Annotated in this window: 14 protein-coding genes and 2 pseudogenes; 11 read left to right on the top strand and 5 right to left on the bottom strand. The window is 75.7% G+C overall.

The window, feature by feature from the left end; all coding sequences use genetic code 11:
• Nucleotides 1-2,730: 2,730 nt before the first annotated feature.
• Nucleotides 2,731-4,290 (top strand): annotated as a pseudogene (locus ACL02O_RS28550) (WG repeat-containing protein); the annotation flags it as partial.
• Between the two features lie 53 nt (nt 4,291-4,343).
• Nucleotides 4,344-5,342 carry an aldo/keto reductase family protein gene (locus ACL02O_RS28545; protein WP_412821267.1) on the top strand — a complete coding sequence of 333 codons (999 nt, stop codon included), beginning with the start codon at nt 4,344-4,346 and terminating at the stop codon, nt 5,340-5,342.
• A gap of 72 nt (nt 5,343-5,414) precedes the next feature.
• Here ACL02O_RS28545 and ACL02O_RS28540 read toward each other — a convergent pair whose 3' ends face one another.
• Nucleotides 5,415-6,209 carry a site-2 protease family protein gene (locus tag ACL02O_RS28540; RefSeq protein WP_412821266.1) on the bottom strand — a complete coding sequence of 265 codons (795 nt, stop codon included), beginning with the start codon at nt 6,207-6,209 and terminating at the stop codon, nt 5,415-5,417.
• On the bottom strand, nt 6,209-6,409 hold the full coding sequence (locus ACL02O_RS28535; protein WP_412821265.1) for a hypothetical protein: 201 nt from the start codon (nt 6,407-6,409) through the stop codon (nt 6,209-6,211). Before ACL02O_RS28535 ends, ACL02O_RS28540 begins: the two co-directional genes overlap by 1 nt.
• Nucleotides 6,410-6,532: 123 nt before the next feature.
• Between ACL02O_RS28535 and ACL02O_RS28530 the strand changes: the two are divergent.
• The 5 genes and pseudogenes from ACL02O_RS28530 (at nt 6,533) to ACL02O_RS28510 (ending at nt 12,623) form a co-directional block, all read left to right on the top strand.
• Nucleotides 6,533-7,901: pseudogene (locus tag ACL02O_RS28530) on the top strand (serine/threonine-protein kinase).
• On the top strand, nt 7,853-8,515 hold the full coding sequence (locus tag ACL02O_RS28525) for a hypothetical protein (RefSeq protein ID WP_412821264.1): 663 nt from the start codon (nt 7,853-7,855) through the stop codon (nt 8,513-8,515). The pseudogene ACL02O_RS28530 and the gene ACL02O_RS28525 overlap by 49 nt, the downstream one beginning before the upstream one ends.
• Nucleotides 8,516-8,589: 74 nt before the next feature.
• The gene (locus tag ACL02O_RS28520) at nt 8,590-10,503 is read left to right on the top strand and encodes a bifunctional adenosylcobinamide kinase/adenosylcobinamide-phosphate guanylyltransferase (protein WP_412821263.1); all 1,914 of its coding nucleotides are present in this window, start codon (nt 8,590-8,592) and stop codon (nt 10,501-10,503) included.
• Nucleotides 10,493-11,266, top strand: coding sequence for an adenosylcobinamide-GDP ribazoletransferase (gene cobS / locus ACL02O_RS28515; protein WP_412821262.1), 774 nt, complete (start codon nt 10,493-10,495; stop codon nt 11,264-11,266). The genes ACL02O_RS28520 and cobS overlap by 11 nt, the downstream gene beginning before the upstream one ends.
• Before the next feature lie 64 nt (nt 11,267-11,330).
• Complete coding sequence (locus ACL02O_RS28510) at nt 11,331-12,623, top strand: DUF2314 domain-containing protein (RefSeq protein ID WP_412821261.1); 1,293 nt, start codon at nt 11,331-11,333, stop codon at nt 12,621-12,623.
• A gap of 6 nt (nt 12,624-12,629) precedes the next feature.
• Here the strand turns inward: ACL02O_RS28510 and ACL02O_RS28505 are convergent, their stop codons facing one another.
• Nucleotides 12,630-12,965, bottom strand: a complete 336-nt coding sequence (locus ACL02O_RS28505; RefSeq protein WP_412821260.1) for a winged helix-turn-helix transcriptional regulator — start codon at nt 12,963-12,965, stop codon at nt 12,630-12,632.
• Between the two features lie 68 nt (nt 12,966-13,033).
• Here ACL02O_RS28505 and ACL02O_RS28500 point away from each other — a divergent pair, with 68 nt between their 5' ends.
• Nucleotides 13,034-13,339, top strand: coding sequence for a putative quinol monooxygenase (locus ACL02O_RS28500; protein ID WP_412821259.1), 306 nt, complete (start codon nt 13,034-13,036; stop codon nt 13,337-13,339).
• A 73-nt stretch (nt 13,340-13,412) separates the two neighbouring features.
• On the opposite strand, the gene gcvT is transcribed toward ACL02O_RS28500, so the two are convergent.
• Nucleotides 13,413-14,543: a glycine cleavage system aminomethyltransferase GcvT gene (gene gcvT / locus ACL02O_RS28495; RefSeq protein ID WP_412821258.1), complete on the bottom strand. Its 1,131-nt coding sequence runs from the start codon at nt 14,541-14,543 to the stop codon at nt 13,413-13,415.
• Between the two features lie 163 nt (nt 14,544-14,706).
• Here gcvT and ACL02O_RS28490 point away from each other — a divergent pair, with 163 nt between their 5' ends.
• Entirely contained in the window at nt 14,707-16,275 is a 1,569-nt protein-coding gene (locus tag ACL02O_RS28490) for a leucyl aminopeptidase (RefSeq protein WP_412821257.1), read from the top strand.
• 159 nt (nt 16,276-16,434) lie between these two features.
• Here ACL02O_RS28490 and ACL02O_RS28485 read toward each other — a convergent pair whose 3' ends face one another.
• On the bottom strand, nt 16,435-16,764 hold the full coding sequence (locus ACL02O_RS28485; protein WP_412821256.1) for a hypothetical protein: 330 nt from the start codon (nt 16,762-16,764) through the stop codon (nt 16,435-16,437).
• Between the two features lie 177 nt (nt 16,765-16,941).
• Here ACL02O_RS28485 and lpdA point away from each other — a divergent pair, with 177 nt between their 5' ends.
• Together lpdA and sucB are read left to right on the top strand one after the other, a co-directional pair.
• A complete protein-coding gene (gene lpdA, locus ACL02O_RS28480) occupies nt 16,942-18,333 on the top strand; it encodes a dihydrolipoyl dehydrogenase (protein ID WP_412821255.1) in 1,392 nt (463 codons plus the stop codon).
• Nucleotides 18,334-18,399: 66 nt separating this feature from the next.
• A complete protein-coding gene (gene sucB / locus ACL02O_RS28475; RefSeq protein WP_412821254.1) occupies nt 18,400-20,184 on the top strand; it encodes a 2-oxoglutarate dehydrogenase, E2 component, dihydrolipoamide succinyltransferase in 1,785 nt (594 codons plus the stop codon).
• Nucleotides 20,185-20,219 lie beyond the last annotated feature (35 nt).

The following is a 20,219-nucleotide window of genomic DNA, read 5'->3' as shown; positions in this document are numbered from 1 at the left end:
TATCCGGTCAGCCCGGCCCCGGGTGACCGGCGTGGGCCCGGTCCGGGCGAGCGACGCGCGTACCCGGACGGGAACGGCCGGGAGGAGCAGCGCAGCGACGGGCGTCGGTCGTGGGCGGACCGGCGCGGCCCGCGCCGCGACGAGCGGTACGACCCGCGCGGCCCGAACGGGACGCCGGACCGGGACCTGCCCGCGGCGTGGCGGGAGGACCGGCCCGATCAGCGGTGGGCCCGGGACGGTGGCCCGCACCGGCCGGTCTCGCCCGCGCCGGAGCCCGGCTGGCTCCCGGAGCCCGACGAGTTCCCGCACCGACCCCAGCCGCATCCCGGTCGACCCGAGCAGCGCCGGGGTGCGCCCGACGGGCGCGCCCCGGCCCCGCGCGGTCCACTCGACCGCCGCGAACCGGGCTTCGACGGCCCCGTCGATCGGGGGGAGCCGGCCCGCGGCACCCGTCCCGGGCCGGGCTTCGAGCGCCGGCCGGAGCGCCGTGAACCCGGCTTCGAACATCCGGCGGAACGCCGCGGCCCCGGCTTCGACCGTCGGGCGGACCGCCGCGAACCCGGCTTCGACGGGCGCGCCGATCGGCGCGAGCCCGGCTACGGCCGCCCGACGGACGGGCGGGACCCGGGCTACGGACGGCCCACCGAGCGGGGCTTCGACGGTGCGCCGCGTCGCGAGGCCGACCCGCGCCGGGAAGCTGCCGCGCGGGCCGAGACGTACCGGGACGCGCCCGATGGCCCGCGCCGCCCGGTGGATCCGTACCGTCCGGAGTCCGGCCGGTACGACGGGCCGCGCCCGGCCGCCTTCCGGCCGGACGAGCGGTGGGAGGACCAGCGTCCCCCGGGCGAGCCGGTCCGGCCGCGCGGGGAGTGGCCGGTCGTCGAGCGGCGACCCCGCACCGAGCCGGCCGCCGCCCGCCCCGATGAGCGGCACCGCCCGCCGGTCGGCCCCGACGGACGGCCGGCCCACCCGGCCGACGAGGCGGCCGCCCGTTACGACGGTGGCCGCCCCGACCCGGTGGGGCCCCGGCACGACGGCCCGCGCCCCGAGTCCACCGACCCCCGGTTCGACGCGCCCCGGCCGGATCCGACCCGTCCGCGCCCCGACTCCGTCGGCCCCAGGCCTGAGCCGGTCGGGCCACGGCCGGAGTCGGTCGGGCCACGGCCGGAGTCGGTCGGGCCACGGCCGGAGTTCCGGGCGGGTCCGGACGCGTGGGCCGAACCCGGCCCGGTGCGTCCCGGCGACGGTTGGCGCACGCCGGCCGAGCCGGCGGCCCGCGCCCGGCCCGAGGAGCTGCGCGACCGGCCGACATCACCCGCGCCGGCGCGCCCCGACGACCCACGACCGCGTCCGGTGCCGCCGGCCCGACCGGACGAGGCGCGTGAGTCGTCCCTGCCGGCGGCCCCGGTCCGCCCGGAGAGCCGGCCGGCCCGGCCGACGACCGCGCCGCGCCCGGACGACCTGCGGCGGCGCCCGACGCCACCCGAACGACCGGACGAGCAGCGCCCGGCCTCGATGCCGGCCGCTTCGGGCCGACGGGACGGGGGACGGCGCCCCCCGCCGATGGAGCCGGTGGGCCGGCCCGATCCGCGCCCGATGGCACCCACCTCGGGTGCCCCGGTCCCAGGCACGCCCGTCTCCGGCGCACCGGCCCCTGGCGCCGCCCGTCCCGGCACGCCGGTGTCCGGCGCACCGGCCCCCGGCACCCCCGTCTCCGGTGGCCCCGTCCCCGGTGGCCCGGTCCCGGGTACCCCGGTCTCCGCGGTGCCGGTGGCGGGTGCCACCGGGCCCGGCCGGCCGGTCTCCGACGAGCCGGCGTACCCGCCCGGCGACCGGCCGGAGCGGCCTCCGCTGCCCGGGACGCCGACCTCCGCGCCACCGGCTGCCGACCCGCGCGTCGAGTTCCGGCCAGCCCCCGCCACCCCGCCGGCCGGCCCCGACCGGCCGCGCCCGGTCGGCCGGGACGAGCCGTCCAGGCGGGTCGACGAGGCCACTGCGTGGCCGGCCTCCGCACCACCGGCGTGGTCGTCCGGGGCTGCGGGCGCCGCGGCGCGGCACCCGGGCATGCCCGCGGCGCGGCCGGCCGGGCCGTCGCCGGCACACCCGGCATACCCGGGAGTCCGGGCGGACGAGCCCGAGCGCACCGCCGTTCCGCCGCCAACCGTCGACGCCGCCGGGCAGCCGGCGTCGGCCACCAGCTCCCGCCCGGCCCCGGCTGACGCCCCGGCCGCCCCGGAGACCGCCGACGAGATCGTCACCCTCGGCCCCGCACGGTCCACCGAGGCGGGCGGCGGCCACCCCGGGACGTCGCAGCCGGACCGGCCCGCGGGGCAGGCGGACGCCGCCGGCGAAGACGAGCCGGCGGCCTGGTTCAGGGCGAGCAGCCCGACGCCGGACCCGACACCCGGCGCGGATGCCGTCCCGGTGCTCCCCGACGAGGGTGCGGTACCGCCGGGCGGTCCGGCCGACCCCGCGGCCGGACCTCCGGGCGGCGCGCCGCCCGAAGCGTCCGGGTCGGTCCCGCCGGAGTCCGCGCCCCCGACCGACCGGACCGCCGCGCCGTCCGCGTCGGTACCGGACGTCACGGCAGCGCACGCCGGTCCGGAGAGCACGGCACCCGGCACCGACCGGCTACCGCCCACGGCGGACCCCGGAGCGGGCACCCCCGACAGCCGGGACCCGGCACCGGCCGTCGACTCCCCGACCGAGGCGGCAGCGGCCGGCACGGGACCCGTAACCCCGGTTCCGGCCGAGGGTCCCGACCAGCCGGCGGCCTCGTTCGACGCCCCCGCGCGGACCTCCGGCCAGCCGCCGTCGACGCCACCGCCCACCCCGGACGCGCCCGCGCCGCAGGTCAGCTCGAGCGGAAACCCGACGCCAGCGGCCGAGGTCACCCCGGCCGACCAGGCCGAGGAGCGGTCCACGGCCGAACCCGCGCCGGAGAACTCCCCGGCGGAGGACGAGCGACCGGAGGTACGCCCGGCGGACCCGGAGCAGGCGCTGGCCGCGTTCCGCTGGCGTCTGCACCCGCAGACCCTGCGCGAGGAGGCCCCCGATCCGGCAGCGCTGCGCGAGGTCCGGGACGGGCTCACCGCGAAGCTGGGCAGCGCGCTGGACAACCGCACCCGGGCTCGGCTGCTGAGCCTGCGCTCGGTGGCGTCCCGGATCCTCGGCGACCTCGACGACGCTTTGGCCGACGCCCGGCTCGCCCTCACGTACGCGGATGCCACCGGCGAGCTGCGGCGTACCGCGCTGGCCCGGGCCCGGCTCGCCGAGGTGCTGCGCTGGCGGGGCGAGCACGCGGAGGCCGACCGGCTCTTCGCCGAGGCGAACTCGCCGGAGCTGCCCGACCGGCTCCGCGCGTCGTTGCACGAGCATGCCGGCCGCAGCTGCTACGACCAGGGCCGGCTGACCGAGGCGTGCCTGCACTTCGAGCGGGCGATGGACCTGCGCCAGGGTGAGGACGCCGAACTGAGCGCCCGTACCGAGGTGGCGCTGGACGCGGTCGCCGAGCGCGCCGCGACGGACGGCTTCGGGCCGAAGCCGCGCAGCCGGGAGGCGGTGCTGGGCCACGAGCGGTATCCGGTGCCCACCTTCGACGAGGACCAGAAGCTCTGGGGGTACGCGGACGCCGACGGCAACCTGGCGGTCGGGTACCGGTACGCCGAGGTGCAGCCGTTCCACGAGGGTGTGGCCTGGGTGCGCCTGCCGGAGGCGTCCCGCTGGGCGTTGATCGACACGGCCGGCGTGGCGCTGATCGGGGCGAACAACGGCTACCGGGGGGTCAGCTCGTTCTCCGAAGGACTGGCCTGGGTCTCGATGGACGGCAAGGGCAGGTGGATGGCGGTCGACCCGACAAACATCGTGAAGATCCCGCCGGGTTTCGAGGACGTACGCCCGTTCCGGCACGGCGTGGCCGCGGTGCGGCAGAACGGCGGCTGGGGCGCCGTCGACCACACCGGCCAGGTCGTGGTGCCGACCCGTTACCACGGCTTCACCACCGCTCTCGCCGACGGGCGGAACGTGGACGGATTCACCGAGGACGGGCTGGCCGTGGTGGAGCTGGCCGGCCGCCGGGGTGTGGTGAACCGACACGGGCGGGTGCTGGTTGCGCCGGTTTACTCGGCCCTGGTGGTGCATCCGGTCGCCTTCCTCGTCGGCGACGAGTCCGGCCGGTGGGGTGCGCGGGACCGGCGGGGCGAGCCGCTGATCGACCCGGTGCAGCCGAGCCGCGCCGCGGTGCTCGCCGAGATCGAGCAGCTGCTCGCCGACACCAGCCCGGTGCTCTGAGCCACCCCGGACGCGCCACCGGGCACAGCCGGCAGCGGGACTAGGGTCGAGGCATGGAATTCCGACACCTAGGCCGCTCGGGCCTGATGGTCAGCGAGATCTCGTACGGCAACTGGATCACCCACGGTTCACAGGTCGAGGAGGAGGCGGCGACCGCGTGCGTGCGAGCCGCCCTGGACACCGGCATCACCACCTTCGACACCGCCGACGTGTACGCCGGCACGAAGGCCGAGGAGGTGCTCGGGCGCGCGCTGAAGGGTGAGCGGCGCGAGGGGCTGGAGATCTTCACGAAGGTCTTCTGGCCGACCGGACCCGGCCGGAACGACCGGGGGCTGTCCCGCAAGCACATCATGGAGTCGATCGACGGCTCGCTGCGCCGGCTGCAGACCGACTACGTGGACCTCTACCAGGCCCACCGGTACGACTACAGCACCCCGCTGGAGGAGACGATGGAGGCGTTCGCCGACGTCGTGCACTCCGGCAGGGCGCACTACATCGGAGTCTCTGAGTGGAAGGCGTCGCAGATCCGCGAGGCCCACGCCCTCGCCCGCGAGCTGCGCATCCCGCTGGTCTCCAACCAGCCGCAGTACTCGATGCTGTGGCGGGTCATCGAGACCGAGGTGATCCCGACCAGCGAGGAGCTGGGCGTCGGCCAGATCGTCTGGTCGCCGATGGCCCAGGGGGTCCTCTCCGGCAAGTACCTGCCCGGCCAGCCGCCGCCGGCCGGCTCGCGGGCCACCGACGAGAAGTCCGGGGCGAACTTCATCGCCGCCTGGCTGAACGACGAGGTGCTCACCCGGGTGCAGCGGCTCAAGCCCCTCGCCGAGCAGGCCGGGCTGACCATGCCGCAGCTCGCCCTCGCCTGGGTGCTGCAGAACCCGAACGTCTCCTCGGCGATCGTCGGCGCCTCCCGCCCGGAGCAGGTGCACGACAACGTGAAGGCGGCCGGCGTGCGGCTCGACGCCGACCTGCTCAAGGCGATCGACGAGATCGTCGAGCCGGTCACCGAGCGGGACCCGGCGAAGACCGAGTCCCCCGCCCAGCGGCCGTGACCCGTCCCGGTCCGGCCGGCGCGTCCACGCCGGCCGGACCGGGCGGCTCGGGACGGTTTCGGGGCGGGGCGCTCAGCCCTGCCAGAACCGGATCAGGTACAGCCCGGCGCGGTACAGCTCCGGGGGCAGGCCGATCAGGTCGGAGACGGTGAAGATCGCGCCGAAGAACGCGCCGCCGATCCGCGGGTTCCACAGCAGCGCGAACAGCAGGATGAACCCCCACGGGGCGAACAGGTCGTACATCCGGCGGTACTGGGGGCTCAGCCAGGGCTGGATCATGTTGCCGCCGTCCAGGCCGGGCACCGGCAGCAGGTTGAGCACGCTGGCGGTGAGCTGCAGGAACGCCAGCAGGGCCAGGCCGGCCCAGAACTCGATCGGCCCGCCGGCGCCGAGCCCGATCCGCAGCGCCACCACCAGCAGCAGGGTGAACAGCACGTTGGTGGCCGGGCCGGCCAGGCTGACCAGCGTGTGCCGCAGCCGGCCCGGGATGGCGTGCCGGTCCACCCAGACCGCGCCGCCGGGCAGGCCGATGCCGCCGAGCAGCACCACGACCACCGGCAGCACGATGGACAGCAGCGGGTTGGTGTACTTGAGCGGGTTGAGCGTCAGGTAGCCCCGGTGGGCGATGTCCCGGTCGCCGGCCCGGTACGCGACCACCGCGTGGGCGTACTCGTGCAGGCACAGCGAGACCAGCCAGCCGGAGACGACGAAGAGGAAGACGTCGAGCCGGACGTTGCCGAAGCGCAGCCAGGTCATCACCCCGCTGGCCACGAAGAGCGCGGCGAGGGCGAGGAAGACCGGACTGGGGCGGAACGCCGCGCGGGGCACCCCGAGCACCAGCGGGTCGCCCGGGCGGTCGTATGCCATCACTCCGCCATCGGCAGCAGGCTCATCCGGTACTCCACCCGGTCGTCCTCGACGAGCGCGACGGAGGTGACGCCGGACGTCGCGAGCTCCCGCCAGGTCTGGCCGATCCACGACTCGGCGTCCGCCTGGCTGCCGAACGACTCGCTCGGCCCGTCGACCGACTCGCCCCCCGTGCCCTCGTACCGCCAGCTCCACGCCATGCCGTGTCTCCCCTCGCCGCCGTTCCTCGGACGGAAACCCCCGCAAGCCTAGTCGGCCGGACGCGGAACGGTCCGGCCGCCACATGGATCATGCGGTTCGCCGTGGACCGGTACGGTGGCGCGGTGCTGACTCAAGGAGTGGTGCTCAGCGACCGGTACCGGCTGGGCGAACGCATCGCGACCGGCGGCATGGGCGCCGTCTGGAAGTGCACCGACACCCTGCTCGGCCGGGACGTCGCGGTGAAAGTGCTGCTACCGTCGCTGGTCGCCGACCCGGAGTTCACCACCCGCTTCCACGCCGAGGCCCGGATGCTGGCCGCGCTGCGGCACCCCGGCATCGTGCAGGTGCACGACTTCGGCACCGCCACGCTCGTCGACGGCAGCCAGGTCAGCTATCTGGTGATGGAGTACGTCGACGGCGAGCCGCTGGTGACCTGGATCCGCCGGGCCGGCCGGCTCGATCCGGCGTCGACCATGTCGGTGGTGGCGCAGGGCGCCCACGCGCTGCACGCCGCCCACCTGGCCGGCATCGTGCACCGCGACGTCAAGCCGGGCAACCTGCTGGTGAAGCGGGACGGCACGGTGGTGCTGGTCGACTTCGGCATCGCCCGGGCCAGCGCCACGGCGGGGATCACCGCCGCGCACACGGTGCTCGGCACCGCCTCGTTCATGTCGCCGGAGCAGGCCGTCGGGCAGCCCGTCTCGGCGGTCACCGACGTCTACGCGCTCGGCGCCGTCGCGTACTTCTGCCTCGCCGGCCGGCCGCCCTTCGAGGGCGACAACCCGCTCCAGGTGGCCATGCGCCACGCCCAGGACGAGCCGCCGCCGCTCCCCTCGGACACGCCCCCGGCGGTGATCGAGGTGGTCCGTCAGGCGCTGGCGAAGAGCCCCCGCGACCGCCACCCGAGCGCGCTCGCTCTGGCCGAGGCGGCCCAGGACGCCCGCGACGCCACCCTGGCCCGGCTCCCCGCCCCGCCGCGCCCACCGTGGGCGGTGGCCGGCCCGGCCGTCCCCGGCCCGGCCGCGCTGCCCGTCCCGGGCGGGCCGGCCGCACCCGGCCCGGTCGTTCCGACCCCGGGTACGCCGGCCGGCGGCCAGCCGCCCGTCGGGCCGGCGCTGTCCGCGCCCGGCGTACCGGCGGGCGCCGGTTCCCGGCGTGCCGTCCCCGACCCGGGCCGACCGGCGCCGGTCAACCCGGCGGACGCCGCGCCGGGCTTCGCGCCCGGCCGGGCCGCCACCGGCGCCGGCGCCGGCGGGTTCGACGGCCCGACCGGATCCGCCCGGTCCGCGGCGCACCCCGGCGGGCAGCCCGGGCCGGCCTGGGCGGTCGGCGCCGCCTCCCCCGGTCCCGGCGGGTACCCGCCGGCGCGGAACCCGCACCCCGGCTCCGGCGTGCCGCCGACGCTGGAGGAGCCGGCCGGCGGCCGCTACGGACGCGCCCGGGTGCTCGCCCTGGCCGGGGCGGCCGGGGTCGTCCTCGTCGCGGTGCTGACCGCCGTGACCGTGGCGGCGCTGCGATCGGACGACCCGGCCCGACGGCCGGCCACGCTGGCCGGGGAGTCCGCGTTCGCCGAGCCGGCCGGCACCGACCCACCGGCCACCAAGGCGACGCCCGGGGCGACGCCCGGCCGCACCGGCAAGCCCGGCCGGTCGCCGTCGGCCACGCCGAGCCGCTCCGCGGCGGCCACCCCGTCGAGCGGGACGCGGCCGACCCCCGGTGACACCGGGTCGCCGGCGCCGGCGACCAGCTCGGTCGCCGCGCAGCAACCCAACCCGTACACGGCCAAGCAGGTGTGCGGCAGCGGTTACCAGGTGATCGACTCGGCGACGCTGACCGCGAACGGGGTCCGCACGGGCCGGGTCTACCTGCTCTACAACACCTCCACCGGGACGAACTGCGTGGTCACCCTCAAGGACCTCGACGCCGGCCGGGCCACCACCGTGTCGGCCTACCTGGAGGTGCAGGGGAAGACCCGGCAGACCGAGAGCGGGGCGTACAAGTGGTACGCCGGACCGGTCCGGGCCGCCGCGCCCGGCGTCTGCGTGAAGTGGGGCGGGTCGACCGGCGGGGCCAGCTACGGCAGCCCGTTCGAGCACTGCGCCTGAGCGGGCCCGTCCGCCCGCCGGCCGGCGTCCGGGCCGGCGGGCGGCGACCCGCCGGGCGGCCTTAAGGTACGGGCATGTCCGTTGACGGGTGGAACACGCTCCTGGTGCTCGGCGGTATCCGGTCCGGCAAGTCCGAGTTCGCGGAATCGCTGGTCGCCGACGCCCCCACGGTCCGGTACGTGGCCACCGCCCCCGAAGGGGAGCCGGAGGACACCGAGTGGGCGACCCGCCTCGCGGCGCACCGCGCCCGCCGGCCGGGGAGCTGGACCACCGAGGAGACCGCGACCGACCCGCGCCGGCTGGCCGACGTGATCACCGGTGCCGAGCCGAACGAGACCGTGCTCGTCGACGACCTGGGCGGCTGGGTGACCGTGCTGCTCGACCCGGCCCACCAGCCCGCCGACGACACGGCCACCATCGCCGAACTCGCGGACGCGGTCCGGTCGAGCCCCGCCCGGCTGGTGCTGGTCAGCCCCGAGGTCGGGCTCTCCCTGGTGCCGACCACCGCGCTGGGCCGGGCCTTCACCGACGCGCTCGGCGCCACCAACCGCGCGGTCGCCGACGCCTGCGACGCGGTCGTCCTCGTGGTGGCCGGCCAGCCCGCCTGGCTGAAGCCGACCGGCGCCCCACCGCACCCCCCGGTGCCCGCGCAGGCCGGCCCCGGCCAGGCCGGCGCCCCGGCCGAGACGGCGAACGGGACCGCGCAGGAGACGCTGCCCGAGGTGCTGACCCCGGCCGTGCCGCCCGCCCCCGCCCCCGCGCCCGGCGCGACGGACGCCGACTGGGCCGCCCCCACCATGGCGCTGCCGATGATCGCCACCGGCCTGGTCATCCAGCCCGGCATGGAACTGCCCATGCCCGACGACTACGCGGGCCCGCAGGCGGTCGACCGGCTCGCCACCCTGGACGTGCCCGGCGGCGGCCTCGGCATGCTGGAGCGGGTGGTCGGCTTCGCCGCCGCCACCCAGGGCACCACGACCCCCGCCCCGTGGGACTCGGTCCGGGTGCTGCTGCTGCACGGCGACCACGCGGGCGGCGCCTCGGCCGGCGCGGTACCCGGCGAGTCGGCCCGCCGTGCCCGGCAGGCGCGCGCCGGAAAGGGGGCCCTCGCCCGGCTGGCGGCCGAGAGCGGGGCCGGCCTGCAGGTGGTCGAGACGCCGCCCTCCGCGCCCATCGAGGACGGCCCGGCGCTCAGCGCCGACCGGGTCGAGTCGGCCCTGCGGTACGGCTGGCGGCTGGCCGAGCAGGCCGCCGACGCGGGCGTGCAGCTGCTGGTGCTGGCCGCCTGCGGCGCCGGCACCGAGGCGGCCGCCGCGGCGGTGCTGGCGGCCACGGCCGGCGCGGAACCCCCGGCGGTGCTGGGCCGGGTGCTGACCGAGCACGGCCAGTACGACGACGCGGCCTGGATGGTCCGCTGCGCGACGGTCCGGGACGCGCTGCACCGCACCCGGCGCTCCTCCCGCGACGCGAAGAACATCCTGGCCGAGCTGGGCGGCGGCGACGTGGCGGTGGCCACCGGCGTGCTGCTCGGCGCGACCGCCCGGCGCGTCCCGGTGCTGCTGGACGGCCCGGTCGGCGTCGCCGCCGGCATGGTCATCCGGGACCTCGCCGGGCAGGCCCGGCACTGGTGCCTGCTGCCGGACCACGGTGGGCAGCCGGCGGTGCGGCTCGCCGCCGACGTGCTCGGCCTGACCCCGCTGGTGGACCTGCGGCTCGACCTGGGCGAGGGGGCGACCGCGCTGGCCACCCTGCCACTGCTGCGCTCGGCGGTGGCGCTCGCCGCCGGTCTGCCGGTGCACCCGTCGCTGAGCGACAGCGGCGAGGACGACGAGGACTTCGTCGAGCCCGAGCCGGCCGGCCCCGGGCCGACCAGCACCGAGCCGGAGCCGAGGCAGGAGCCGGAGTTCGCCGAGCCGGAGCCGGCCGGCCCGGGGCCCGCCACCACCGGCCCGGACGAGCCGGTTTCCCCCGGCCGACGTGCCGACTGACCCGCGCCTCGCCGCCGGCCTCCGGCTGGCGCTCACCACCTTCACCACGCTGCCGGTGCGCGCCGGCCGGATCGACCGGGACGCGGCCGGTGCCGCGATGGCCCTCGCCCCGGCGGTCGGGGCGCTGCTCGGTGCGGTGCTCGCGGCGACGCTGCTGCTCAGCGCCGCGCTCGCTCCCCCGCTGGTCGCGGCCGCGGTCACCGTCGGGGTGGGCGCACTGCTGACCCGGGGGCTGCACCTGGACGGGCTGGCCGACACCGTGGACGCGCTGGGGTCGTACCGGCGCGGGGCGGCCGCGCTGGAGATCATGAAGAAGCCGGACGTCGGGCCGTTCGGCGTGGTGGCCCTGGTGGTCGTACTCCTGCTCCAGGCCGCGGTGCTCGCGGAGCTGACCGGGCGGTCCGGGCCGGCGGCGGTCGCGGCGGTGGTCGCCGCGACGGCGGCCGGCCGGCTGGGCGTCGCGCTGGCCTGCCGGCGCGGCGTGCCGGCGGCCCGCCCGGAAGGGCTGGGCGCGCTGGTGGCCGGCACGGTCGGCCCGGTCGCGCTGGTCGTCGGCACGGCCGCCGTGGCGCTGCTGGCCGTGCCGGCGGTGCCGGGCCGGCCGTGGCAGGGGCCGCTCGCCGTGGTCGCCGCGCTCGCCGTCGCGGCGGGGCTCCTGCGGCACGTGGTACGCCGGCTCGACGGGATCACCGGGGACGTGCTGGGTGCCACCGTTGAGATCGTCACCACGCTGTCCTACCTGGGACTGGTGCTGTCCGGCTGAGGCTCCCCCGTCCGGGCGGGTAGCGTTCTCAGGCGACAGCACCGGCGGTGTCGAGGGGGACGGCATGCTCATCACGGACGACTTCCTACCCGTACCGGTCCCGGAGTCGCTGGACGCGACCTACCTGGTGCCCATCACCGGGCTGCCGAAGGTGAGCCCGAAGACCGCGGTGCAGGCCCTCGCCGGGCGGCTCGCCGAGCCGGTGTACGGGCTGGCCAGGCAGATGCTGGACAGCCCGCTGATGAGCGTCGACACCCGGCCGATCAGCGAGTTCCCCGAGCTGCCGCCGGACCTGCTCACCGCGTTCGGGGCCACCGAGGAGCAGCTGGCCCGGCTGGCCGCCGCCACCCACCTGGTGGTGGTGCAGGCCGAGTACCGGCCGGGCTGGCCGCCGGCGCACGAGTGGGCGGCCCGGGCGGTGGCCGCGGCGGTCGCCGAGACGGTGGACGGGGACGTGGTGGACGTCTTCGGTCTCCAGTTCCTTGACCCGGCGGCGGCGCTGCGTTCGCTCCCCGACGAGCAGGGCCGGATCCGGCTGGTCGACTGGGTGCTGGTGCCGTACTCGTCGGACGCCGACGGGCTCTGGTTCACCACCAAGGGGCTGCGCCGGTTCGGGTTGCTGGAGCTGCAGGCCCAGGGCGTGCCGGACCACCTCACCCGGGCCTGGGGCGCGGTGATGACCGGCGCCGCGCGGCGGCTGCTGCGGGAGTGGACCGAGGGGCTGGCCGGCGAGGAGGTGCCGGCGTTCGTGCAGCTGCCGGTGCTGGCCACGGTGACCGGGCACGACATCGCGGTGGCGTACGGGAACCCGGAGCAGCACGGCGCGACGGCACCGGTGCTGCTGGCGCTGGAGCTGGACCCGGCGACCGACCCGGACGCCGACTCGTTCCTCACCCTGCGCCCGCCGCCCGGGCACCCGGGGCCGCCCGGCCGCTACTTCGCCGCGGCCTGCGCGACCCTGTTCAACGGCATCCAGCCGGACGTCCGGTACGCCCGACCGGGCGACGCGATGAGCCGGGCGATCGCCACCGCCCGGGAAGGGCTGGGCGACATCCGGGCCCGCTTCCTCACCGGGCGGCTCCCCGCCGAGACCCAGCTCGTGGTCAAGTACGGCCTGCCCGGCGACGACGGTCCCGAGTTCGTCTGGGCCGGGGTGACCTCGTGGGAGAGCCCGGAGCGGATCGTCGGCGCGAGTGCCAGCGACGCCGCCACCGACCCGACGGTGCGCATCGGGGCACCGGTGGTGGTGGAGGCCACGGACGTCGTCGACTGGGCCGTCCTCGACGGCACCGGCGTCATCGAGGGCGGCTGGACCCAGGCCGTGCTGGACGCCGGCGAACCCCCCACCGCCGACTGACCCGGCTCAGGGCTCGATCGGGGTGCCGGTCCGGGCGGCCCGGGCCAGGCCCCAGGCGTGCAGGGCCTCCAGCACCGGGACGAGGGTGCGGCCCTCCGCGGTGAGGTGGTACTCGACGTGCGGGGCCTGCGGGCTGCCCAGGTCGTGCCGGGCGACCAGCCCCTCCGCCTCGAGTTCCCGCAGCCGCTGGACGAGCATCTTCTCGCTGACCTCCGGCAGCCGGCGGCGCAGCTCGCCGTAGCGGTGCACGCCCTCCTTGAGGTGGGCGAGAATCACCGGCCGCCAGCGGCCGCCGATCACGTCGACGGCCACCTCCACGGCACAGTGGTAGCGCTTGGCCACGCGGTCCCCCCTACTTACCGGAAAGTGCGTACTTGTTCACGCACCGGTCCCGGTGTGGGCTGGTGGGCATGATCGTCGAGTACATCAGGTACCGCGTCCCGGCGGAACGGCAGACGGAGTTCGTCCCGGCGTACGCCCGGGCGGCGCGGGCGCTGGACGCCGCGCCCGAATGCCTCGGATACGAGCTGAGCCGCTGCGTCGAGGACCCGGCCGCATACGTGCTGCGGATCCGCTGGACGTCGGCGGAGGAGCACCTCCGGGGCTTCCGCGGCGGCCCGCACTTCCCCGCCTTCTTCCGCGAGATCCGCCCCTACGTCAACGACATCGAGGAGATGCGTCACTACGCCCCGACCGAGGTGACCTCCACCCCGTGACCTCGGCGGCGGTCGAGGAGTTCGCGTCGGGAGCCGGCTGCCGGCGACGCGAACTCCTCGACCGGCCCGAACGTCAACGGACGGAGGGCTGGACGAACGGCGGGCGCTGGAGGCGCATCTGGGCGCGGCGTCCACGGATGTCGACCTCGACGACGTCGCCGTCGGCGAGCTTGGGATCGGTGTCGACGAGGGCGAGGGCGATGCCCTGCTTCAGCGTCGGGCTGAACGTGCCGCTGGTGATCGTGCCGACCCGCTGGTCGCCGACGTGGACGGCCATCCCGGGACGCGGGATGGCCCGGTCGACCGCGACCAGGCCGCGCAGCGTACGGCGGGGGCCGGCGGACTTCTCGGCGAGCAGCGCGTCCCGGCCCCAGAAGGCCGGCTTGTCCCAGCCGACCGCCCAGCCGGAGCGGCCCTGCACCGGGGTGATCTCCAGCGAGAGATCCTGCCCGTGCAGCGGGTAGCCCATCTCGGTGCGCAGCGTGTCCCGCGCGGCCAGCCCGCAGGCCCGCAGCTCGTACGCCTCGCCGGCGGCGAAGAGCGCGTCCCAGACGGCGGGCGCGTGCGCGGCCGGGACGACCAGCTCGTACCCCAGCTCGCCGGTGTAGCCGGTGCGACACACGGTCAGCTCCATCCCGTCGAGGGTGGCGGTGGAGAAGCTCATGTAGTCGTGCTCGGTGGGCAGGCCCAGCGCGCCGAGCAGCTCCGCCGAGCGCGGCCCCTGCACGGCGAGGACGGCGTGCGCCTCGTGCTCGTCGGTGACCGTCACCCCGTCCGGCGCGGCCGCGCGCAGGCGGCGGACGACCTCCGCGGTGTTCGCCGCGTTCGGGATGAGGAAGACGTGGTCGTCGGCGTGCAGGTAGGCGATGATGTCGTCCACCACGCCGCCGGTGGCCTCGTCGCAGCAGAGCGTGTACTGCGCCTTGCCGGGCCCGATCCGGCCGAGGTCGTTGCTGAGGCAGGCGTTGACGAAGTCCGCGGCGCCCGGCCCGGTGATCCGGGCCTTGCCCAGGTGCGAGACGTCGAACACGCCCACCCCGGCCCGGACCGCCGTGTGCTCCTTGAGCACGCCGCCGCCGGCGTACTCCAGCGGCATCTCCCAACCCCCGAACGGGGCGAACTTGGCGCCGAGTGCGGTGTGCCGCTCGTGCAGGGGGGAACGACGCAGCCGGGTCGCGGCGGCGTCGGAGGTCACCTCGGTCATGGGTGGCAACTTACCGCCACCTGAACGCGTGGTTAGCATCGGCGGGAGCCCGCCTACGCACATCGGCGGGACAGCCACGCGTCCGGCGGGTAGGTTGCCGCCGGAGACCTTCATCGCCGGTACGCGACGCCGCGGCCGGCCCGGCCCGCCCGGAGTAGCTTTCGTGACATCGCCCCGCACCACCCTCAGCCTGGTCGACACCGACCCCGCCGAACTCGCCGTCGACGCGATCGTGATCGGCGTGCACAGCCAGACCGCCGAGCAGGAGTCCGGCTCACCGGCCACCGCCCTGCTGCTGGCCAGCGGCGCGGAGAGCATCGCCGCCGCGTTCGACGGCAAGCTGACCGAGACGCTGGCCCTGTTGGGCGCGACCGGCGCCGCCGGTGAGGTGATCAAGCTGGCCACGCTGGGCACGGTCACCGCGCCCGTGGTCGCCGCCGTCGGCCTCGGTCCGGAACCGACCGGCGCCGCCCCGGCCCCGGAGATCCTGCGCCGGGCCACCGGCGCGGCGGTCCGCTCGCTGGCCGGCGCGCCGCGGGTCGCGCTCGCCCTGCCGCTGCCCGACGACGCCGACGCCCCGGCCGCGCTGCGCGCGGTGGCCGAGGGCGCGCTGCTCGGCGGCTACCGGTTCGCCGGTTACAAGACCAAGCCGCAGCCGACCCGTCGGGAGCCGGTGGCCGAGGTGCTGGTCGGCGTCCCGGACGCCGCGGACGCGACCGCCCAGGCGGAGGTCAGCCGGGCCCAGGCGGTGGCCGGCGCGGTGCTGACCAGCCGGGACTGGGTGAACACCGCCCCGAACGAGCTGCGCCCGCCGGCGTTCGCCGAGGCCGTGGCCACGGCCGCCCGGGAGGCCGGGCTCGACGTCGAGGTGCTCGACGAGGCCGCGCTGCGCGCCGGCGGTTACGGCGGCATCCTGGCCGTCGGCCAGGGCTCCGAGGCGCCGCCGCGCCTGGTCAAGCTCACCTACACCCCGGCGGGCGGTGGCAACGGCAAGCGGGTCGCGCTGGTCGGCAAGGGCATCACCTTCGACACCGGCGGCATCTCGATCAAGCCGGCCCAGGGCATGTGGGAGATGAAGTCCGACATGGCGGGCGCGGCGGCGGTCGGCGCGGCCATGCTGGCGGTCGCGGCGCTCAAGCCGTCCGTGGCGGTCACCGGGTACCTGCCGATGGCGGAGAACATGCCGTCGGGCACCAGCTACCGGCCGGGTGACGTGATCACCATGTACAGCGGCAAGAAGGTGGAGGTGCTCAACACCGACGCCGAGGGCCGGATGGTCCTGGCCGACGCCATCGCCCGGGCCTGCGAGGACGGCGCGGACTACCTGTTCGAGACCTCCACGCTGACCGGCGGCCAGGTGATCGCGCTGGGCAAGAAGATCGCCGGCGTGATGGGCTCCCCGGAGCTGTGCGAGCGGGTGAAGGCCGCCGGTGAGGCGACCGGCGAGCCGGCCTGGCCGATGCCGCTGCCCGACGACGTGCGCAAGGGCATGGACTCGGACGTCGCGGACATCTCGCAGGTCAACGCGGTGATGGACCGGGCCGGGCACATGCTCCAGGGCGGTGTCTTCCTGCGCGAGTTCGTCGCCGAGGGCGTGCCGTGGGCGCACATCGACATCGCCGGCCCCGGCTACCACTCGGGCGAGGCGACCGGCTACTGGACCAAGGGCGGCACCGGCGTCCCGGTCCGCACCCTGGTCCACCTCGTCGACGACGTCGCCGCCAACGGCTGACCCCGCACCGACGCGACGTCGGGGGCGCTCCCTTGGGGGAGCGCCCCCGTCCGCATCTCCCCACCCGCGCCCGAGTTTTCCGCGCTGATTCTCGGAAACAGTGGCTTTCCGACGCGGAATGACCGCTCTTTCCGTGAATCAGGCCCCTCGGGGCGGGGGTCAGAAGAGTTCGGGGCGGCGCTTGCGGCGTTCGTTGTAGTCGCGCATGCGCTGGGGGTAGCCCATCAGGCGGACGTCGTAGATCGGGATGGCGAGCTTGTGGGCGAAGCGGCGGGCCTCCGTCGGGTCGCCGACCCGACGCCGGGTCCACTCGCCGTCGTCGGCGATCAGCATCAGCGTGGTCTCGGTGACGGTGGTCCGGGGTTCCAGGTACGCCTCGACCCCGCGCCGGGTGCGGACGAAGTTCTCAAGGTGGTCCAGATCGGCGCGATCGGCAACCCGGTCGCGGCTCACCGCGCCGGTCCGCTTGCGTCGTCGGAACAGCCCCACCGCACCCACTCCTCCCCCGCACATTATCGAAGACGATGCCAAGGGTACGTGCCACCGACGTGTCGTTGGGCACCTCACTACGCGCCCGGTCCGCGGTGGTGACAAGATGACCGAGGTGGGGTGTGCCTGTTACTCCGCCGTAACCCCCGATGCAGTGACGCGACCTGGGAGTTGGATGTGAGCGAGCCGAACGACACGACCTTCGACATCGTCATCCTCGGAGGTGGTAGCGGCGGCTACGCGGCGGCGCTGCGTGCCGCCCAGCTGAACCTCTCCGTCGCGCTCGTCGAGAAGGGCAAGCTCGGGGGCACCTGCCTGCACAACGGCTGCATCCCGACCAAGGCCCTGCTGCACGCCGCCGAGATCGCCGACCAGACCCGCGAGTCGGAGCAGTTCGGCGTCAAGGCCGAACTGGTCGGCATCGACATGGCCGCGGTCAACTCGTACAAGGACGGCGTGATCGCCCGGCTCTACAAGGGCCTTCAGGGCCTGGTGGGCAGCGCCAAGAACATCACCTTCGTGGCCGGCGCCGGCAAGCTGGTCGGCAAGAACGTAGTCGAGGTGGACGGCAGGCGCTACACCGGCCGCAACGTCATCCTGGCCTCCGGCTCGTACGCGAAGAGCCTGCCCGGCCTGGAGATCGACGGCGAGCGGATCATCACCAGCGACCACGCGCTGGTGATGGACCGGGTCCCGTCGTCGGCGATCGTGCTCGGCGGCGGCGTGATCGGCGTCGAGTTCGCCAGCGTGTGGAAGTCCTTCGGCGTGGACGTGACCATCGTCGAGGCGCTGCCCCGCCTGGTCGCCGCCGAGGACGAGGAGTCGTCGAAGGCGCTGGAGCGGGCCTTCCGCAAGCGGAAGATCAACTTCAAGGTCGGCAAGCCGTTCGAGAAGGTCGAGAAGACCGACAGCGGCGTCAAGCTGACCATCCAGGGCGGCGAGACCGTCGAGGCCGAGCTGCTGCTGGTCGCCGTCGGCCGGGGCCCGAACACCGCCAACCTCGGCTACGAGGAGCAGGGCGTCAAGATGGACCGCGGCTTCGTGCTGACCGACGAGCGGCTGCGCACCAGCGTGCCGAACGTCTACGCGGTCGGCGACATCGTGCCCGGCCTGCAGCTCGCGCACCGCGGCTTCCAGCAGGGCATCTTCGTGGCCGAGGAGATCGCCGGCCAGAACCCGGCCGTGATCGACGAGGCCGGCATCCCGCGGGTCACGTACTGCGACCCGGAGCTGGCGTCGGTCGGGCTGACCGAGGCGAAGGCCAAGGAGCAGTACGGCGCCGACAAGATCAAGACCTACAACTACAACCTGGGTGGCAACGGCAAGAGCCAGATCCTCAAGACCGCCGGCCACGTGAAGCTGGTCCGGGTCGAGGACGGCCCGGTGGTCGGCGTGCACATGGTCGGCGCCCGGGTCGGCGAGCTGATCGGCGAGGCGCAGCTCATCTACAACTGGGAGGCGTACCCGGCCGAGGTGGCGCAGCTCGTGCACGCCCACCCGACGCAGAACGAGGCCCTGGGCGAGGCGCACCTGGCCCTCGCCGGCAAGCCGCTGCACGCGCACGCCTGACACGACAACCGCGGCGTCCGGCGACGGGCGATGATCCCACCAGGGGAATGAAGGAGTCTGGAGAACATGCCGGTATCGGTCACCATGCCCCGGCTCGGCGAGAGCGTCACCGAGGGCACCGTCACGCGCTGGCTCAAGCAGGAGGGCGACACCGTCGAGGTCGACGAGCCGCTGCTTGAGGTGTCGACCGACAAGGTGGACACCGAGATCCCGTCGCCCGCGGCGGGCGTGCTGAGCCGGATCGTGGTCGGCGAGGACGAGACCGCCGAGGTCGGCAGCGAGCTGGCGGTCATCGCCGGTGAGGGCGAGGAGGCCGGTGGGGCCGCCCCGCAGCAGGAGGCCCCGGCGGAGCAGGCCGAGCAGGCCGCTGCCGAGCCCGAGGTCGAGGCGGAGCAGCCGGCCGTCGAGGAGCCGGCCCCGGCCGCCGCGCCGTCGGGCGAGGGCACCCCGGTCACGATGCCGGCCCTGGGCGAGAGCGTCACCGAGGGTACGGTCACCCGCTGGCTCAAGCAGGTCGGCGAGACCGTCGAGGTGGACGAGCCGCTCCTGGAGGTCTCCACCGACAAGGTCGACACCGAGATCCCGTCGCCGGTCGCCGGCACGCTGCTGGAGATCAAGGTCGCCGAGGACGAGACCGCCGAGGTCGGCGGCGTGCTGGCGATCGTCGGCGCGGCCGGCGCCGCCCCGGCCCAGCCGAAGGCGGAGCCGAAGCCCGAGCCCAAGGCCGAGGCGAAGCCGAAGCCGGAGCCCAAGGTCGAGGAGCCGACCCCCGGCGCGGCGTACAACGAGCCGGCGGCCGAGACGGAGCGGGCCGCCGAGCCGGTCAAGGTCGAGCAGGCCGCACAGCCAGCCGCGCCGACCCCCACGCCGCAGCGCCCGGCCGCGCAGGCCGGCGAGGAGGCTGCCGGGTACGTGACCCCGCTGGTGCGCAAGCTGGCCGCCGAGCACGGTGTGAACCTCTCCTCGGTCAACGGCACCGGCGTCGGTGGGCGGATCCGCAAGCAGGACGTCCTGGAGGCGGCCGAGAAGGCGAAGGCCGCCCAGGCCGCGCCGGCCGCGCAGCCGGCCGCCGCGGCGGCTCCGGCGGCGGCTCCGGCCAAGCCGGCCGCGAAGCCGCAGCCGAGCGCGAAGCGGGGCAGCACCGAGAAGCTGCCGCGGATCCGCGCGGCCATCGCCAAGCGGATGCAGCAGTCGCTGCACGAGATGGCGCAGCTCACCACGGTGATCGAGGTGGACGTCACCAAGGTCGCCAAGCTGCGGGCCCAGGCCAAGGACTCCTTCCAGCAGCGGCACGGCGTGAAGCTGTCCTTCCTGCCGTTCTTCGCCCTGGCCGCCATCGAGGCCCTGCAGACCTACCCGATCGTCAACGCCCGGATGGACCTGGACGCCGGTACGGTCACCTACCCGGACGCGGAGCACCTCGGCATCGCCGTGGACACCGAGCGGGGCCTGGTGGTGCCGGTCATCCACAACGCCGGCGACCTCAACCTGGGCGGCATCGCCAAGCGGGTCGCCGACCTGGCCGAGCGCACCCGGACCAACAAGATCAGCCCCGACGAGATCGCCGGCGCGACCTTCACGCTGACCAACACGGGCAGCCGGGGTGCCCTGTTCGACACCCCGATCGTGCCGTCGCCGCAGTCGGCGATGCTCGGCACGGGCGCCGTGGTGAAGCGTCCGGTCGTGGTCAACGACCCGGAGCTGGGCGAGGTCGTCGCGGTCCGCTCGATGGTCTACCTGGCCATGTCGTACGACCACCGGCTGATCGACGGCGCGGACGCGGCCCGCTTCCTCGTCGCGGTGAAGGAGCGGCTGGAGGCCGGCAACTTCGAGGCCGAGCTGGGGCTCTGAGGCCCTGACCCGGAAGGGGGGGGGGGGGGGGGGGG

This window comes from Micromonospora mangrovicola (assembly GCF_047200535.1).
GTDB lineage: Bacteria > Actinomycetota > Actinomycetes > Mycobacteriales > Micromonosporaceae > Micromonospora.
Note: the sequence above shows the minus strand (reverse complement) of the source record. Positions and strands in the feature narration are given on the sequence as shown.

Excerpts from the sequence above, each read along its gene's own strand:
- ACL02O_RS28540 (WP_412821266.1), bottom strand. The coding sequence starts at position 6,209 with ATGGCATACGACCGCCCGGGCGACCCGCTGGTGCTCGGGGTGCCCCGC.
- ACL02O_RS28510 (WP_412821261.1), top strand. The coding sequence starts at position 11,331 with ATGCTCATCACGGACGACTTCCTACCCGTACCGGTCCCGGAGTCGCTG.
- ACL02O_RS28545 (WP_412821267.1), top strand. The coding sequence starts at position 4,344 with ATGGAATTCCGACACCTAGGCCGCTCGGGCCTGATGGTCAGCGAGATC.
- ACL02O_RS28535 (WP_412821265.1), bottom strand. The coding sequence starts at position 6,409 with ATGGCGTGGAGCTGGCGGTACGAGGGCACGGGGGGCGAGTCGGTCGAC.
- ACL02O_RS28520 (WP_412821263.1), top strand. The coding sequence starts at position 8,590 with ATGTCCGTTGACGGGTGGAACACGCTCCTGGTGCTCGGCGGTATCCGG.
- gcvT (WP_412821258.1), bottom strand. The coding sequence starts at position 14,543 with ATGACCGAGGTGACCTCCGACGCCGCCGCGACCCGGCTGCGTCGTTCC.
- sucB (WP_412821254.1), top strand. The coding sequence starts at position 18,400 with ATGCCGGTATCGGTCACCATGCCCCGGCTCGGCGAGAGCGTCACCGAG.
- ACL02O_RS28500 (WP_412821259.1), top strand. The coding sequence starts at position 13,034 with ATGATCGTCGAGTACATCAGGTACCGCGTCCCGGCGGAACGGCAGACG.